Here is a 15,031-nt window from a genome sequence, read left to right as displayed (position 1 = left end):
TTTTTTATGTTCTAAAACAAATATAAACTTTTTGTGAACATACTTTTTATGAATTTTCATTATAGGTAAAAGCATAAAGTATGCACCCAAGAAATGCCAAAAATTATCCGTATTTTTGCCTGAACATTAAAGTTTTATAATGCTTACTAAAAACGAAATTCAGGATTTCCTGAAAGAGATAGAAGTAGATGATTTAGTAAACAATCTACACGTAATGGGAGATGATGTTTATATCGATATGACAGCTCATTCTCCAGCGATGCACGAGAAGAAAAAATTGGAAGTTGCGATGAAACAAGCATTCGCTTCGAAATTTGGTGAAAACGTGCAGTTGAAATTAAAAGTAGCTTCTCCGGAGCCAACTGAAGTACAACAAAATCAAATTAAAGGAAAACAAATCCCTGGAATTACCAATATTATTGCCATTGCTTCTGGAAAAGGAGGTGTTGGGAAATCTACCGTAGCAGCGAATATGGCGGTTACGTTAGCAAAAATGGGTTTCAAAGTGGGGTTGCTAGATGCCGATATTTATGGACCTTCGGTTCCTACAATGTTAGATACAGAAGGAGCGAAGCCTCTTTCCGTTGAGGTTGATGGAAGAAACTTAATGGAGCCTATTGAAAATTATGGTGTGAAAATGCTATCTATTGGATATTTTTCGGGAGCGAATCAAGCAGTGGTTTGGAGAGGACCAATGGCTTCTAAAGCGTTGAGTCAAATGTTGAGAGATGCGCATTGGGGAGAATTGGATTTCTTACTAATTGACCTTCCTCCAGGAACAGGAGATATTCATTTGTCGATTATTCAAGAGGTTCCAGTAACTGGAGCGGTGATTGTGAGTACGCCTCAACACGTTGCTCTTGCCGATGTGAAAAAAGGAATTGCTATGTTCCAAATGGAAAGTATCAATATTCCAGTATTAGGTTTAATTGAAAATATGGCGTATTTTACTCCAGAAGAACTTCCTGAGAATAAATATTATATCTTTGGAAAACAAGGAGCGCAGTATATGGCTGAAGATTTGGGGATTCCTGTTCTAGGAGAAATTCCAATTATTCAGAGTATTAGAGAAGCGGGTGACGTGGGTCGTCCTGCTGCTTTGCAAGAAGATTCGTTGATTGCAAAAATCTATACAGAAACGGCTCAAAATATGGTGGAAAGTTTGGTAGAACGTAATACAAGTTTGCCACCAACGGAAGCAGTAAAAATTACAACGATGGCTGGGTGTTCACCCAAAAAATAAAAAATAAAATACAGGAGATGAGTACAAATACACAACACGAAAATACCGTAACCAAGGTAATGCAAGCTTTGGATAGCATTCGCCCTTTTTTGAACAAAGATGGTGGTGATATCGAACTTGTTGATGTGGTTGACGATAAAGTATATGTAAAATTACTAGGAAATTGCTCGGGTTGTCACATGAGTTTTTCAACAATGAAATTGGGTGTGGAAAATACGATCAAGCAATATGCTCCTGAAATCACAGAAGTACATGGGGTAGAAGAATAGTCTTCCATTACCTAAAATACTAAAAAGCTGCCCTTGGGCAGCTTTTTTATTTTCCTAATCCAGAGTTTGTAGATATTTTTTTCTTTTTTTGATACTAATGTTTGTGTTTTGGAATCTTCTTTTCTTTTTTAACTTGATTTTCAAAAGTTAAAATACACTCTGTTAGGTTTTTAAATTCTCAAAATTTGGTGTGCAAAGATACTTTAATTATGCATGCAGTACTTGTAAACATTTATGGTTAGCATATCGATTCTGTTTTTGCTGATTTTTAGCGAATTATATAATTTTTACTTTAAAACAAAAAAAATCTGCTCGAAAAAGCAGATTTTAATAATTGAAAAAAAATCGATTAGTTTGATTTTAGATTAACTTCATATAAATCGGTTCTACGATCTTTTAAAATTTGTACAGCGCCGTTAAAGTGAAGTTCTTTAAGGAGGTTCAAATCTACATCCACGATCAAAGTCATTTCTGTATTTGGAGTCGCTTCACCTTTGATAGCATTAGATGGAAACGCGAAATCTGAAGGTGTGAAAACCGCAGCCTGACCAAATTGGATGTCCATATTATTGACACCGGGTAAGTTTCCGACACAACCCGCAATAGCAACGTAACATTCGTTTTCGATGGCTCGTGCCGCAGCACAAGCACGAACTCTCATATAGGCGTTCTGAGTATCCGTTAAATACGGCACCAAAAGAAGTTTCATACCTTGATCAGCCAAGATTCTTGGAAGTTCTGGGAATTCAACATCATAGCAAATTAAAATTCCAACTTTTCCGCAATCGGTGTCGAAAACTTTCACTTCGCTTCCACCTTTCATGCCGTAATATTTACGTTCGTTAGGTGTGATGTGGATTTTTCGATATTCATCACGCTTTCCGTCGCGATGCAATAAGTAGCTGATATTAAATAAATTTCCATCTTCCAAAACAGGCATACTTCCAGAAATAATGTTCACATTATAACTTACAGCGTATTCACTGATTTTATCTACAATTTCTTCCGTCTTTTTGGAAAGTTCTTCCATGGCTTCACGTTCGTGCAAATGGTTGAATTCCGCCAAAAGCGGTGTGTTGAAAAGTTCTGGGAACAGACAGAAATCGGCTTCATAACCAGAAATGGCATCAACAAAAAACTCAACTTGCTGGAAAAACGCATCAACGTCCTTAAACTGACGCATTTGCCATTGTACCAACCCAAGACGAATGACGCTGTCTTGCATGGTGTTTTTCTTTTGCGTATAATAGATATTGTTCCATTGTAAAAGAACGGCGTATTCTTGCGATTCTTGATCGCCTTTCAAATAACCTTTAAGGATTTTTATTGGTGAAAAACTGTTAGAAATTTGAAATGTTAAAACAGGGTCGAAAATCTCTTTTTTTCGTACTTTTTGAATGTATTGTCTTGGACTTAATTCGTCACTATATAAATGGTAATTCGGGATACGTCCACCAATGACAATTGATTTTAAATTTAAAATTTCGCACAATTCTTTTCGAGCATCGTACAAACGTCTTCCGAGACGTAAAGAACGGAATTCGGGATGGACAAAAACTTCAATTCCATACAATACATTTCCGATATTAGAATGCGTGTTGAAGGATTCTCCACCTGTGATTTCGTCATAGGTATGCTGATCTCCGAACAATTCGTACTGAACGATGATGGATAGGGCAGCAGCGGCCAATTTTCCGTCCACCGTAATACATAATTGTCCGTCAGGAAATATGGACGTTAATTTTTGAATATTCCGTTTCGACCAGGTGTTGTCTTCAATGTCTGGATAAGCTTCCTGCATGGAAGTTACCAATTCATCGTAATCATCAAGGGTCAATTTTCGTATATCGATTTGCATTTTCTATTATTTATTTGGTTGCTTTTTCAAGCTTATTTTTATTTTTATTTTTATTTTTTTGATTTTGCTTTCTGGCTTTCGTAAAGATTGTGAATTAATCCATCGGCCACCGAGATTTTTGGAACAAAAATTTGACTGATATTTCCCCAAGATAAAACATTAGCAAAAATTTTAATAGCGGGAACCATCACATCAGCACGGTCTTCACGAATATGATACTTAATCATACGCTCTTCAACAGAAAGGTCGCCAGCTTCTTTAATGAATTTCTTCAGATACGTATAGCTGATGGGTTTTCCTTCTTTGGTTTTGCTCATGGAAAAAACTTTGTTGATGTTTCCTCCAGAACCAATGGCCACTATTGGCTTTTTCGACACGATATGCGCTTTGATTTCGTCTCGCATTTCGTTCCACGAATTGTCAGTCACCAAATCCTGAAGTAAGCGAATGGTTCCTATATTAAATGATTTTTTGAACTTCATTTTATTGTTTTCAAAAAATGTTAATTCTGTTGAACCACCACCAACATCGATGTACAAATAGCTAAAATTTTTATCTAATGCTTCTGCAACGTGATTGTCGAAGACAAGTTGTGCTTCTTCATCACCACTTATAATTTCGATTTTTATTCCAGAAGTTTCTTTGACTTGCTCAATGATCGATTGGCCATTGCTCGCATCACGCATTGCACTTGTAGCACAAGCTCTATAGTGTTCTACTTTGTAAATCTTCATCAAATCGCTAAAAACCTTCATCGAATCGATGATCATTTTTTCACGTTCTGTCCCGATTTCACCATTTTTAAAAACATCCATTCCTAATCGCAATGGAATGCGAAGGAGGTTTAGTTTGGTGTATTCAGGTTTCTTTCGGGAAGTTTCTTGAACCTCATTAATCAGCAATCGAGCAGCATTACTTCCAATATCTATTGCAGCTAATATCATAACGAACTTATTTTTTCTAAAAAACTAATTTGCAAAGTTCGTAATTTATTTTGTTACAGCTTTAGCTACGGATGTTATAATATTCACAAAATAACAATTCCCAGAAATTTCTGGGAATTGTTTATGCTTTATTTTTCAAATAGTGATAGGTTTCAATTTGGGAACGAATTTCTTTTTCGTTGTTTTTTACGTATTTATTTTGAAGTTTGGTATCCAAAATTCGAGCTTTCACATTATCTTTTAGTTGAATGTCTAAAATATGTAGAATTTCTTTCTTTAAATCTTTTTGGGTGATTTTTGCTGCGGCTTCAATTCGATAATCCAAATTTCGGGTCATCCAATCCGCTGAAGAAATATAAATATCTTCGTTTCCTTTGTTGTAGAAATACATAATTCTTGCGTGCTCCAAATATTCATCAACAATAGAAATCGCTTGAATCTTTTTCTTGAATGTTTTTTGATTTACGGCACAGTAAATTCCTCGAACGATCAACTTAATCGTTACGCCTGCGGTTGCGGCTTCGTAGAGTTTTTTGATAAGTTCACGATCACTCAATGAGTTCACTTTAACAATCATTTCAGCTTTTTTGCCAGCTTTGGCTTCTTCAATTTCCTTATCTATATGATGCATGATTTTTTCACGCATAAATTGAGGACAAACAAATAGCTTTTTACACGTTTTCAGGATCGGTAACGGATCTTCTTTTGGTTTTCTAAGAACGTTAAACACTTTATTAATATCCGCCATGATGGTTCTATCAGACGTGAAAAGAAGTGAGTCACCGTATATTTTTGCTGTTTTCTCGTTAAAATTTCCGGTGCTTACAAATCCATATTGCATCGTTTTATTATTTACCCGTTTCTTGATGACGCAAAGCTTAGCATGCACTTTTTTATTTGGTAAGCCTGTTAAAACGGTAATGCCTTCTTCTTCCAAACGCTCTTTCCAAACTAAATTGGCTTCTTCGTCAAAACGAGCACGAAGTTCAACCATAACAGCTACTTCTTTTCCATTACGAGCTGCGTTGATTAATGCATTGATGATTTTTGAATTACTCGCCATTCGATAAGCAGTGAGCTGAATCGATTTTACATCAGGATCCATCGCGCTTTCACGCAATAAATCAATTACCGGACGATAGTTGTGGTACGGAAAGGTTAATAATACGTCTTCCTTTAAAATGGTTTCTGTGATTCGACTGTCGTTGGGAAACTTGGGATGATTGAATGGGGTTCGCTCAACCGGTGCTTGTATTCCTTTGAAAACGTCTGGAAAGTCCATAAAATGTTTGAAATTATGAATCTTTCCACCTGGAATTATGCTGTCTTTTTTTGTTAAATTAAGTTTTCGAATCAAGAATTCCAATAAAGCTTTATCAATATTCCTGTCGAATACAAAACGTGTTGGTTTCCCTTTACGACGGCTCTTAATACCTTTTTCAATTTTTTGAGCGAGGTTGGTTCGGATGTCATTATCTAGATCAAATTCTGCATCTTTGGTTACTTTGAATGCGTGCGCTTGAAAATCATCAAACCCGAAGAAATGGAAGATTTCTGGAAGCATAAAGGTGATTACGTCTTCCAAAAGCATGACATTTTTTTCGCCATTTTCGGAAGGTAGCAAAACGAATCTCCCAACAAAACGTGATGGGATTTCAATAATTGCGAAACTGCTTTGGTACAGCCAGTCTTTTTTACGCATCGCAATTCCTAGATACAAACTTTTGTCGCGTAAATACGGCATTGGTTTGTTTTCGTGAAGCAGAATAGGGATCACATTAGATTCCACCACTTCATCAAAATATTTTTTTACAAACTCCTTTTGTTTAGCGTTGAGGTTATTCGCAGTTTTAATAAAAACGTGCTCTTTTTCCATCTCCTCCTGGATTTCTTTCCATGCTTTGTCGAAATCCCGCTGCTGGTCAATAACAATTTCGTTAATCTGCTGTAGGATTTTGGACGGTGGTTGAAAGAAGGATTCCGAAATGATTTTTTCTTTAAAATCCATGGCACGCTTCAAACCAGCCACACGAACTCGGAAAAATTCATCCAAATTATTGGAAAAAATTCCTAAAAAGCGGATTTTTAAGTTCAGTGGAACGGTTTTGTCTTTGGCTTCCTGCATCACTCGTGCATTAAAGGCTAGCCAGGTGATATCACGCGCATTAAATTCTTGTGCCATTCGGGTACGTATGTTTTTCTCAAAAATAGAGATTTCTAGGCGTAATTGGAAGGTTCTAATATTAACAATATGAAAATTTGAAAGAATGTCATATTCGTAAATCCTAATTCTGACAATTGTCTCTACATTTTAAATTAATCTTAAAGGGAAAGTGTCAATTTGTCACTTTTTTGCTTGTTTTGGCTCGTGGTATAAATCTTGAGCAATAGAAACCAAATTCAATAATTAATTAAAATAAAAATACATATATATTATGAGCAAAATAATCGGAATTGACTTAGGAACAACCAACTCTTGCGTAGCTGTAATGGAAGGTAAAGATCCTGTAGTTATCCCTAACGCAGAAGGGAAAAGAACAACACCATCTATCGTAGCATTTACTGAAGATGGCGAAAGAAAAGTAGGTGATCCTGCAAAAAGACAAGCGGTAACTAACCCTACAAAAACAGTTTACTCTATCAAAAGATTTATCGGAACGCACTTTAAAGATGACGCTTCAGAAATCACAAGAGTACCTTACAAAGTAGTTGCTGGACCAAACGATACGGTAAAAGTAAAAATCGACGATAGAGAATATACACCTCAAGAAATCTCTGCTATGATTCTTCAAAAAATGAAGAAAACAGCTGAAGATTATTTAGGTCAAGAAGTTACTAGAGCGGTAATTACGGTTCCTGCTTACTTTAACGATGCACAAAGACAAGCTACTAAAGAAGCTGGAGAAATCGCAGGTCTTAAAGTAGAAAGAATTATCAACGAACCAACAGCTGCAGCGTTAGCTTACGGTCTTGATAAAGCACATAAAGATCAAAAAATCGCAGTTTATGACCTTGGTGGTGGTACTTTCGATATCTCAATCCTTGATTTAGGAGACGGTGTATTCGAAGTATTATCAACAAACGGAGATACGCACCTTGGTGGTGACGACTTCGATGATGTGATCATCAACTGGTTGGCTGACGAGTTTAAAACTGAGGAAGGCGTTGATTTAAAAGCGGATCCAATCGCATTACAAAGATTGAAAGAAGCTGCTGAAAAAGCAAAAGTTGAATTATCTTCTTCAACTCAAACAGAAATCAACTTGCCATACATTACAGCAACTGCTTCTGGACCAAAACACTTAGTTAAATCTTTAACAAGAGCGAAGTTCGAGCAATTATCTGCTGATTTGGTAAGAAGATCAATGGAACCTTGTAAAAAAGCCTTATCTGATGCTGGTTTATCAACATCTGATATCGACGAAGTTATCTTGGTTGGTGGTTCTACAAGAATCCCAATTATCCAAGAAGAAGTTGAAAAATTCTTCGGTAAAAAGCCTTCAAAAGGAGTTAATCCAGACGAAGTTGTAGCAATTGGTGCTGCAATCCAAGGTGGAGTTTTAACAGGTGATGTTAAAGACGTACTTTTATTAGACGTTACGCCACTTTCTTTAGGTATCGAAACAATGGGTTCTGTGTTCACTAAATTAATTGATGCGAATACTACAATCCCAACTAAAAAATCTGAAGTTTTCTCTACAGCGTCTGACAATCAGCCTGCAGTAAGCATCAGAGTTGGACAAGGAGAAAGACCAATGTTCAACGATAACAAAGAAATCGGAAAATTCGACTTACAAGATATTCCACCAGCGCCAAGAGGAGTTCCTCAAATCGAAGTGACTTTCGATATCGACGCAAACGGTATCTTGAGCGTTTCTGCAAAAGATAAAGGAACTGGTAAAGAGCAATCTATCAAAATTCAAGCATCTTCAGGTCTTTCTGACGACGAAATCGAAAGAATGAAGCGTGAAGCTGAAGAAAATGCTTCTGCTGATGCTAAGAAGAAGGAAGAAGTTGAAGTTTACAACAAAGCAGATGGATTAATCTTCCAAACTGAAAAGCAATTGAAAGAATTTGGTGACAAACTTTCAGCTGATAAAAAAGCTGCTGTAGAAACTGCCGCAGCAGAATTGAAAGTAGCTTTCGATGCTAAAGATTTTGACGCTACAAAAGCAAAAACTGAAGCTTTAGATGCTGCATGGATGGCTGCTTCAGAAGAAATGTACGCTCAAGGTCAACAAGCGGGACCAGATGCTGGACAACAACAAGGAGGTGCTGCTAACGGCGGTGCAGACGATGTTCAGGATGCTGACTTCGAAGAAGTAAAATAAACTCAGCGAGTTAGGCAATATTTAATCCCTTCACGAAAGTGAGGGGATTTTTTTGTTGAAATAATTGTTTATTTTTAACGCTATAAAAAACACATGTTTATGAAAAAAATGATTGTAGTTGGTGGGTTAATGATGTCCACATTTTATTTTTCACAAATTACTCAAGTTACCGATGGTTTTTCAACGAACTTAACAAAGTCTGATTTAGATTTTTCGGGTGATAGAAAACTATATGCAACGGGACTTAATGATAGAACTTCTACAAATTATTTGGTGGTTTCTAAGAATAAAGCGGGGGCCGAAAATGACGTTCTTTATGTTGATAAATTTAGAAAAAACGACGATGGAAGTTTCACTAAAGTGGTTACCGAACGTTTCACACACCCCATCAATAAATCGCTTTCTTTTGTGAATAATCGCATGATGTATAGTGATATTGACAAGGATGGAAATGGCGACTTCCTTTTTAATATAGAACAGAATGAAAATGGGGTAGAAAGTCCACTAGAAAAAGCTTGGGGATTGGTTGTTTTCAATAATAAAACCTATAAGCTTTGGAAAACAGCAGATGATAATTTCCAAAAAACATCTACGGATGAAGAGTTTCAGAAGCTTCCAGAAGCGGTGAAAGCTAAATTTTTGGATTTTTTCAATGGTTTGTATTAAATTCAAATATCAGATAATCAATTTTTTACCATTTAAATTTCAAATAAAATCTGTACTTTTGCACTCCGAAATTCAGAACGTAATTAAATCTGAATTTATATAAAATTTAGGAAAATGAAAAGAATTGGCGAGCACAGAAAACTTCTTGGAGTAGATAAAGATGTAACTCTTAAAGAGTTAAAAACCATTTACAGAAATACGATGAAGGATTCACATCCTGATAAATTCGTCAATGATGAAGCTGGAAAATTAGAAGCGGAAGAAAAAAGTAAAACGGTTATTGAAGCCTATCATTTTTTGGTGAGCATCAACAAAGAAACGCAAGAAAAATATAAGGAAGAATACACGGAAACCATTTCTAAAAGCAATATTGAAGATTTTGATTACGAAAAATCAATCTTGAAAATTCAACACTTAAATGGTAAAATGTACGAGTACATCGGTGTTCCAAGAAATACATTTATCAAAATGGTGAACGCAGATTCGCCAAGTCGTTTTGCAAGAAGACATATCTACGGAAATTTCATTTACCGTAAATCTGGTGAAGCGATGGTTGATTAATTCAATTTTTTCGCAGAATTAGATTTTTAAAATAAAGTTTCAGTAAAAATACATCAAAGATTAATAACAGGCAAAACAGTTGTAAATAAAGACTTTACAACCGTTTTATGATTTTTTGGTAATGAGGTAAAAAGCAGTAAAAAGCGAGGTTTGGCAAAAGTAAGGTTACTAAAACGTTACTTTTAAATATTAGAAACAATCGTTTTAAAATACTGTATTTCAGCTTTCTGCATAGTTTTTCATATTGTTCCTTAGCTCACATAGGTTTATATTTTATCATTAAGAATTGTGAGTATGGAAACGACAAAAAAATCAACGTTTAAGGTATTGTTCTACCTTAAAAAGAACGCCCCAAAGAAAAACGGAAAAGTTACGGTTATGTGCAGAATTACCGTAAACGGCAAACAGTCTGCATTCAGTACAAAGCTGGATATTTCCGCAACAAATTGGGATTTGAAGTACGGCAGGGTTTTAGGTAAAAGCCGAGAAGCCCAAGACACAAACAGCAAACTTGACAAAATTCGTTCGGGTATTGAGGAATGCTATTCCAAAATCCTGAAGAACGAGGGGGCTGTAAACAGTGCTAAACTTAAAAATGCCGTTCTTGGGATGGAAAGTGGAGAACTGACCTTTTTCAAATTCTATGAACAGTTCCTGTCCGACTATGAGAAAAAGGTTAATAGCGGACTTCGTGTGAATGGCACACGCAGTAAATACAAAATACTTTTGAAACATCTTCGAAATTTTGCACTTACAAAATACGGCTATTCAGATGTGCCCTTTAACGACCTTACACCTGATTTTGTGCAGGACTTTGATTACTACCTGCGTGACGACCAAAGTTTAACACACAACACCATTTGGCTGTATATGATTGGATTTACTACACTTTGCCGATTGGCAATGAGCAGAAAGCATCTTGCTTTTAATCCGTTCAGCGAGTACAAGAATACCAAAAAGGATAAAGACCGTGGTTATCTGTTGCGTAATGAACTGGAACAGCTCGTAACGTTCAACTGCGAGAAAAAGAAAGACGAATTAGTTAAAGACATGTTTGTTTTCAGTTGTTTTACGGGGCTTTCCTATTCGGATATGAAAGGACTAAAAAACAGTAATATTCAGGATTTCTTTGATGGTAACCAGTGGATTATTGTACGCAGAAAGAAAACGGCTACATCGTCAAACGTGATGCTCTTGGATATTCCAAAAATGATTATTGAGAAATATGCAGGATTTCCAAAGGATGGAAAGGTATTTCCTGTACCATCAAATACAGTATGTAATGACAGCCTAAAGAGAATGTCCCAACTGATTGATTGCCTTAAGGAAAAGAAAGTGACCTTTCATTTGGCTCGTCATACGTTTGCCACCTTGTTTTTGAGCGAGGGAGTTCCCTTGGAAAGTTTAAGCAAAATGTTAGGGCATAAAAACATTGCCACGACACAGATTTATGCAAAAATTCTAAACGAGAAAGTCGGAAAAGATATGCAGAAGGTATCGCACAAATTTAAAGGTATGGAGCAGTCTTTTGTTTCTAACCTCTGAAAAATCATTATAAATTATAAGTACTAAAGTCAATGCTAACCGCTTTGGCTTTTTTTGTACTTTAGGCATTGATAAAAATAATATCTACGAAAAGTTAAAATAGTATAAATATTGACCAGTTTCGGGGTTATACAAACAGCAAAGAAAATACCGAAATCAGGAGTAAAAAAGAAAGTATGACACAAGAAGAACTGATAATAAATTGGAGCGATAAAATCCTTCAACATTTACTGAAACTCAAAGAAGAAAAATATACTGACCTAACTTTTTGGCTTAGAAAAAAAGATAGTGAAAGACTTAGAAAAGGATATTGGTTTCAAGGAAGTCATTACATTTTTCTCGGTTTGGTAAATAAAGGTGATTGGAAAAACAAAACTAGACAAGCAGGTTTGGTATTTAATTTTTGGGATATTGAAAATCCCAATGCCTATCTTGAGTTAGCATTTCAATCAGAAAAAGATATACAAATTATACAAGCTTATGAAGAAATAATTGAGAAAATAGGAGGATTCGAAAAAAAGGGCAAAGGCAATTATTATAAGCATTATCCTGAAACAGATTTCATAAAAATAATTAACTCTTTCTATTCAAACGAGTGGAAAATATTTATAGAGACTTTTGAAAAATTTAATCTTACAGAAGAATTAATCATACCCGAAGACAAGTTTCAGAGTTTATTGAACAGAACATTGCAAGTTAAAGAGAATAGAGATATTGAATTACCACAAGATACTACTCACGAACCAGATGACGACATAAATTATTGGTGGTTAAATGCAAATCCAAAAATTTGGTCAATTAGTAAACATAATGTTGGGGAGAAACAGACCTATACCACCCATAATGAAAAAGGAAACAAAAGAAGAATCTACAAACATTTCGAAGCTACCAAAAGAGGTGATTTAATGATTGGGTATGAAAGTACCCCTACTAAGCAAATAAAAGCTATTTATGAAATTACACAAGGAATTCATAATACAGTCAAAGGAGAAGAAATTGAGTTTGAACTGATTGAAAAATTAGAAATTCCTATTCATTGGAATGATTTGAAAAACAATCCCTCGCTTCAAGAATGTGAAGTTTTTATAAATAACCAAGGAAGTTTATTCAAGTTGACAGAGGAAGAATATGAAATTATAAGAGAGATCATTGATAATAAAAATATTATCACAGAAAAACTCCTTCAGTCTGAAAACATCAAGAGTTACAAATTTTCTGAAGATGCAGACAAACCATTTATCAGTGAAGAAGATTTCTTGAATACCGTTTCTCTATTAAAGCGGAAGAAAAATATAATTCTACAAGGTCCTCCAGGTGTAGGAAAGACTTTTATCGCTAGAAAACTTGCTTATGAAATTATGCAAGAGATAAAAGATACTAATATTGAAATGGTTCAATTTCATCAATCTTATAGTTATGAGGATTTTATACAAGGTCTACGCCCTACCCAAAAAGGAGGTTTTGATTTACGAGATGGGATTTTTTACTCATTTTGTCAAAGAGCGTTGGCTCATCCTGACCGTCCTTTCTTTTTCATAATTGACGAAATCAATAGAGGTAACCTAAGTAAAATATTTGGCGAGTTATTGATGTTAATTGAAGCTGATAAAAGAGATGAAAAATTTGCATTAAAACTTACATATTCAGAAGATGAAGAAGACCGATTTTATGTTCCAGAAAATCTGTATATAATTGGCACAATGAATACGGCTGACCGTTCTCTTGCAATAGTAGATTATGCTTTGAGAAGAAGATTTGCTTTTGTTTCATTACAGCCTGAATATGGTCTAAACTTTCGCTCGTTTTTAAGTGACAAAGGTTTATCAGAGGGAATTATTGAACACATATGCACTTCAATTTCAAAATTAAATATCAAAATAAGAGAAGATGTTAACCTTGGAGAAGGCTTTCAAATTGGACATAGCTATTTTTGTACATACTCAAATGCTGGAATTGAAAATATATGGTGGTCGGACATATTAAATTATGAACTAAAGCCGTTGCTGGAAGAGATTTGGTTTGACGATCTTTCAAAAGTTTCTGATATACTAAAACAGCTTTCGAGATAAAAAATGGCAATCCCAATTGAAAATATATACTTTTTGCTTTGCTATGCTTGGAATAAGTTAGACGAAAAAGAGCGTGTTGATGTTTCTATAGATGACAAAACAGAATTACTCGATTTATTTGCTAAGGTACTAATTACATCTTCAAAGCTTTTACTCAAAAGAGGAATCGATAAAAGCTATATTGACCACCAAGAAGAAATTTCAGGGATTAAAGGCAAAATTGAAATCAGTCAGACTCTCAAGAGAAATTTACCTTTCAAACAAAAAACTGTTTGTACTTATGATGATTTCTCTGCCAATATAATCACAAATCAAATTTTGGTTTCAACAATTTATAGGCTCACAAGAACAAAAGGCATTGACCCTATCCTAAAAATGGAATTGGCAAAATTGCAAAAAATGTTACTCGGAGTTGACTTAATTGAAATCAAAGGAAGTCACTTTAAACAAGTCAAGTTAAACAGAAATAATCGTTTTTATGGTTTTGTGATGAATGTATGTCATCTTATTTTTCAAAGTACATTACCATCAGAAGAAAAAGGAAAATACAAATTTTCTGACTTTACAAGGGATGAAAAGAAAATGAATCAGTTGTTTGAAGCGTTTATTAGAAATTTTTATCGTATTGAGCAGAGAAAATTTAATACTGTTAAAAAAGAAATAATTAAATGGCAATTTCAAGAAGATGATATTGAAAGTCATCAGTATCTACCTCAAATGGAAACTGATATTTCATTGGAAAATGAAGAAAAAAAGATAATTATTGATGCTAAATATTATAAAGAGACAATGACTGTCAATTACGACAAAGAGCGAATTAGGTCATCTAACCTATATCAGCTATTTAGTTATTTATTAAATCAGCAAGATGGTAGTGAAAAAACTAAAATGGCAACTGGAATACTTTTGTACCCAACTATTGAGAGAGATTATGATTTAGATTTTAAATATGACAATCATAAAATTCAGATACGGACTGTTAATCTTGACACAAATTGGAAAAATATATCGACAAGGCTTAAAGAAATAATAAACGTTTGATTTAACATTAATAAAGTAAGTTATATAATGTAAAACAGCCCACCGCTTTAAGCAGTGGGCTGTTTCTTTAATTGACCGATACGAGTTACAGTTTCAAAGCATTCATTTAATCGGCTAACGCTGATAATTGTCTTCCAATACCTTGATAATATCACTTTCTCGGAAAAGGATTTTCCGTTCGAGTTTAATAAAGGGTATCAGTCCGTCATCTCTGTATTGTTGCAACGTCCGCTTGCTGATATGTAGCATCTCACAAACCTGTTCGCCTGACAGGTATATTTCCCCTTTTAACAATGGGTGGAAATATTCCCTGATATACAGCAGTTCGTTTTTGATGCCTACCACAGCTTCGAGCAAGGCAAGCATATCTTCGTTTGAATTTCCAATCTGTTTCATTTCTTTTGCTTTTTTAATGGTCGCTCTCCCTGCATAAGTAACTCCACTTCGGATAATCTGAAATACGTTTTCCGATTAATTTGCGTTGCTCCAAGAATACCTTTTGCC

The 15,031-nt window shown here is 34.9% G+C and carries 12 protein-coding genes; 8 read left to right on the top strand and 4 right to left on the bottom strand.

All coding sequences use genetic code 11. From position 1 onward, the window contains the following. The first annotated feature begins 139 nt into the window (after positions 1-139). Entirely contained in the window at positions 140-1,243 is a 1,104-nt protein-coding gene (locus AC5XHR_RS11220; protein WP_495950884.1) for an Mrp/NBP35 family ATP-binding protein, read from the top strand. 17 nt (positions 1,244-1,260) lie between these two features. After that, positions 1,261-1,512, top strand: a complete 252-nt coding sequence (locus AC5XHR_RS11215) for a NifU family protein (protein ID WP_495950883.1) — start codon at positions 1,261-1,263, stop codon at positions 1,510-1,512. Between the two features lie 349 nt (positions 1,513-1,861). Here the strand turns inward: AC5XHR_RS11215 and AC5XHR_RS11210 are convergent, their stop codons facing one another. From AC5XHR_RS11210 to ppk1, 3 genes are all read right to left on the bottom strand, one after another. Next, a complete protein-coding gene (locus AC5XHR_RS11210) occupies positions 1,862-3,370 on the bottom strand; it encodes a nitrilase-related carbon-nitrogen hydrolase (protein ID WP_495950882.1) in 1,509 nt (502 codons plus the stop codon). Between the two features lie 50 nt (positions 3,371-3,420). Beyond that, on the bottom strand, positions 3,421-4,314 hold the full coding sequence (locus AC5XHR_RS11205) for a Ppx/GppA phosphatase family protein (protein ID WP_495950881.1): 894 nt from the start codon (positions 4,312-4,314) through the stop codon (positions 3,421-3,423). Between the two features lie 121 nt (positions 4,315-4,435). Next, positions 4,436-6,496 carry a polyphosphate kinase 1 gene (gene ppk1, locus AC5XHR_RS11200; protein ID WP_495950880.1) on the bottom strand — a complete coding sequence of 687 codons (2,061 nt, stop codon included), beginning with the start codon at positions 6,494-6,496 and terminating at the stop codon, positions 4,436-4,438. A gap of 253 nt (positions 6,497-6,749) precedes the next feature. Between ppk1 and dnaK the strand changes: the two genes are divergently transcribed. The 6 genes from dnaK to mcrC all read left to right on the top strand — a co-directional run bounded on the left by dnaK (position 6,750) and on the right by mcrC (position 14,527). Then, on the top strand, positions 6,750-8,645 hold the full coding sequence (gene dnaK / locus AC5XHR_RS11195; protein ID WP_495950879.1) for a molecular chaperone DnaK: 1,896 nt from the start codon (positions 6,750-6,752) through the stop codon (positions 8,643-8,645). Between the two features lie 99 nt (positions 8,646-8,744). After that, a complete protein-coding gene (locus AC5XHR_RS11190; RefSeq protein ID WP_495950878.1) occupies positions 8,745-9,311 on the top strand; it encodes a hypothetical protein in 567 nt (188 codons plus the stop codon). A gap of 114 nt (positions 9,312-9,425) precedes the next feature. Further along, positions 9,426-9,872 carry a KTSC domain-containing protein gene (locus AC5XHR_RS11185; RefSeq protein ID WP_495950877.1) on the top strand — a complete coding sequence of 149 codons (447 nt, stop codon included), beginning with the start codon at positions 9,426-9,428 and terminating at the stop codon, positions 9,870-9,872. A 294-nt stretch (positions 9,873-10,166) separates the two neighbouring features. Continuing rightward, on the top strand, positions 10,167-11,417 hold the full coding sequence (locus AC5XHR_RS11180) for a site-specific integrase (RefSeq protein WP_219241760.1): 1,251 nt from the start codon (positions 10,167-10,169) through the stop codon (positions 11,415-11,417). A gap of 176 nt (positions 11,418-11,593) precedes the next feature. Beyond that, the gene (locus AC5XHR_RS11175) at positions 11,594-13,486 is read left to right on the top strand and encodes an AAA family ATPase (RefSeq protein ID WP_495950876.1); all 1,893 of its coding nucleotides are present in this window, start codon (positions 11,594-11,596) and stop codon (positions 13,484-13,486) included. Between the two features lie 3 nt (positions 13,487-13,489). Next, positions 13,490-14,527: a 5-methylcytosine-specific restriction endonuclease system specificity protein McrC gene (gene mcrC / locus AC5XHR_RS11170; protein WP_219241758.1), complete on the top strand. Its 1,038-nt coding sequence runs from the start codon at positions 13,490-13,492 to the stop codon at positions 14,525-14,527. A gap of 114 nt (positions 14,528-14,641) precedes the next feature. Here mcrC and AC5XHR_RS11165 read toward each other — a convergent pair whose 3' ends face one another. Further along, the gene (locus AC5XHR_RS11165; RefSeq protein ID WP_034979496.1) at positions 14,642-14,923 is read right to left on the bottom strand and encodes a helix-turn-helix domain-containing protein; all 282 of its coding nucleotides are present in this window, start codon (positions 14,921-14,923) and stop codon (positions 14,642-14,644) included. Between the last annotated feature and the right edge of the window lie 108 nt (positions 14,924-15,031).

The sequence above is a fragment of the Kaistella sp. CFF1-2 genome, assembly GCF_059509915.1.
The sequence above is the reverse complement of the archived record's forward strand: the minus strand, read 5'-3'. Positions and strand labels throughout refer to the sequence as shown.

Bases quoted from the DNA above. Each gene is read 5' to 3' on its own strand.
- mcrC (WP_219241758.1), top strand. From the start codon at position 13,490: ATGGCAATCCCAATTGAAAATATATACTTTTTGCTTTGCTATGCTTGG.
- AC5XHR_RS11185 (WP_495950877.1), top strand. From the start codon at position 9,426: ATGAAAAGAATTGGCGAGCACAGAAAACTTCTTGGAGTAGATAAAGAT.
- AC5XHR_RS11190 (WP_495950878.1), top strand. From the start codon at position 8,745: ATGAAAAAAATGATTGTAGTTGGTGGGTTAATGATGTCCACATTTTAT.
- dnaK (WP_495950879.1), top strand. From the start codon at position 6,750: ATGAGCAAAATAATCGGAATTGACTTAGGAACAACCAACTCTTGCGTA.
- ppk1 (WP_495950880.1), bottom strand. From the start codon at position 6,496: ATGGCACAAGAATTTAATGCGCGTGATATCACCTGGCTAGCCTTTAAT.
- AC5XHR_RS11220 (WP_495950884.1), top strand. From the start codon at position 140: ATGCTTACTAAAAACGAAATTCAGGATTTCCTGAAAGAGATAGAAGTA.
- AC5XHR_RS11165 (WP_034979496.1), bottom strand. From the start codon at position 14,923: ATGAAACAGATTGGAAATTCAAACGAAGATATGCTTGCCTTGCTCGAA.
- AC5XHR_RS11215 (WP_495950883.1), top strand. From the start codon at position 1,261: ATGAGTACAAATACACAACACGAAAATACCGTAACCAAGGTAATGCAA.
- AC5XHR_RS11180 (WP_219241760.1), top strand. From the start codon at position 10,167: ATGGAAACGACAAAAAAATCAACGTTTAAGGTATTGTTCTACCTTAAA.
- AC5XHR_RS11205 (WP_495950881.1), bottom strand. From the start codon at position 4,314: ATGATATTAGCTGCAATAGATATTGGAAGTAATGCTGCTCGATTGCTG.
- AC5XHR_RS11175 (WP_495950876.1), top strand. From the start codon at position 11,594: ATGACACAAGAAGAACTGATAATAAATTGGAGCGATAAAATCCTTCAA.
- AC5XHR_RS11210 (WP_495950882.1), bottom strand. From the start codon at position 3,370: ATGCAAATCGATATACGAAAATTGACCCTTGATGATTACGATGAATTG.